This window comes from Marinobacter sp. UBA2498 (assembly GCF_002341575.1).
GTDB classification, from domain to species: Bacteria; Pseudomonadota; Gammaproteobacteria; order Pseudomonadales; family Oleiphilaceae; genus Marinobacter; species Marinobacter manganoxydans.
In genome coordinates this window covers 1-1,505 of the sequence record NZ_DDOI01000142.1, presented here as the reverse complement: position 1 = coordinate 1,505, position 1,505 = coordinate 1, and the positions used below count along the sequence as shown (strand labels likewise).

Below are 1,505 nucleotides of genomic sequence, written 5' to 3'. Positions count from 1 at the left end.
TAAGTGTATGTTCCACGCCGTCGTCCATCTTGAGACTCTGGCGGTTTTCGTCCAGTTCAAAGCGGCCGGCTTTAACCTGAGCATGGACCCTTCCTTCACTTCGACGCACGAGTGCGTTGAGGCGTGCGATTAGCTCTTCTGTCTGAAAAGGTTTTGCCAGGTAATCGTCTGCCCCGGCTTTTAAGCCGTTAACCTTATCCTGCCAATCGCCTCTCGCGGTCAGAATCAAGACCGGACAGCTGACGTGATTCGTTCGCCACTTTCTCAATACGTCCAGCCCGTTGCCATCAGGTAGACCCAGGTCCAGAACAACAGCACGGTAATCCTCTTGCTCACCCAGAACGACGGCTTCTCGGGCACTGGGAGTTGTATCAACGCTGAAACCTGCTTTTCCCAACTGCCTGACCAGACCCTCAGCAAGCAAGCGGTCATCTTCGACGAGCAGTAAACGCATGAGTTTTTCCTTCTATGTATGGTCCGCGGTCGAAAGTGTGACTGATTAACCTGAATTCAGCCTGAACGGAAAATAGTTCGAGTTTTTCAGAAAGAATTCAGGTTAGTGAGAGAAGGTAACAACCGATTCTGGACATTGCTCAAGATTGGGGCTCAATCCAGCAGTGTTTTCGCGATTTTTATTTTACAGAGGATAAAAAGATGAATGCATCAAAACTATTCGTAGCGGGTATGGCGCTTTCAATGTCGGCAACAGCGTTTGCGGCTGGCACCCATGATGGTGGCCACGGGCACGGCGCTACAAGCGGTGAACCTGGCAAAGCGTCGGAGGCCAGCCGAACCGTAACTGTCGAGATGTACGACAACTACTACGAACCCGAAGAAATCAGTGTAAAGCCGGGTGAAACCGTTCGCTTCGTGGTGGAGAACAAGGGAAACCTCGTCCATGAGTTCAATGTTGGCACTCCCGACATGCACGAAGCTCATCAAGAGGAAATGATGATGATGGTTGAGCATGGCGTCATCCAGGGCGGCAAGCTGAACCACGACATGATGAATATGGATATGGGGAATGGCCATTCCATGAAGCATGACGACCCGAACAGCGTGTTGCTGGAACCGGGCCAAAGTAAAGAAGTGGTATGGAAGTTCTCTGATAAAGGCAATATCGAATTTGCCTGCAACGTGCCGGGCCACTATCAGGCCGGGATGTACGGTGAGGTCAATTTCGAGTAACTCGCTTAACTGAGGTCCGCGAGCGCGGGGCTGAGACACGTTTCTCGGCCCGGCTTCAATGACGTGTAGTTCGGAGCAACACAGATGAAACCACGCTTTTTGACAGGGCTTTTGAGCCTGCTGATGCCAGCCATGGTTCTGGCCGGCGAATACGACCTTACGGTCGACCGGGTAAAAATTGATACCGGCGATTTTGTGAAGGAAGGCATCGGATACAACGGCGCATCCCCGGGACCGGTGATGCGCTTCAAGGAAGGCGAAAACGTCAAGATCAACGTGACCAATAACCTGGATGAGATGACGTCCATTCACTGGCA

General features: G+C 51.8%; 3 protein-coding genes. 2 read left to right on the top strand and 1 reads right to left on the bottom strand.

Annotated features, from left to right (window positions below):
- On the bottom strand, positions 1–454 hold a 454-nt coding region (locus tag B2W52_RS19570), incomplete at its 3' end, for a response regulator (RefSeq protein WP_286803942.1).
- A 200-nt stretch (positions 455–654) separates the two neighbouring features.
- On the opposite strand from B2W52_RS19570, the gene B2W52_RS19565 reads away from it, so the two are divergent.
- Positions 655–1,188 (top strand): cupredoxin domain-containing protein, encoded by a 534-nt coding sequence (locus tag B2W52_RS19565; RefSeq protein WP_194855281.1) that lies wholly within the window; start codon positions 655–657, stop codon positions 1,186–1,188.
- 84 nt (positions 1,189–1,272) lie between these two features.
- A partial coding sequence (locus B2W52_RS19560) for a multicopper oxidase domain-containing protein (RefSeq protein WP_286803941.1) occupies positions 1,273–1,505 on the top strand: 233 nt, incomplete at its 3' end.

Coding starts and splice junctions, on each gene's coding strand:
- B2W52_RS19565 (WP_194855281.1), top strand. CDS start 655: ATGAATGCATCAAAACTATTCGTAGCGGGTATGGCGCTTTCAATGTCG.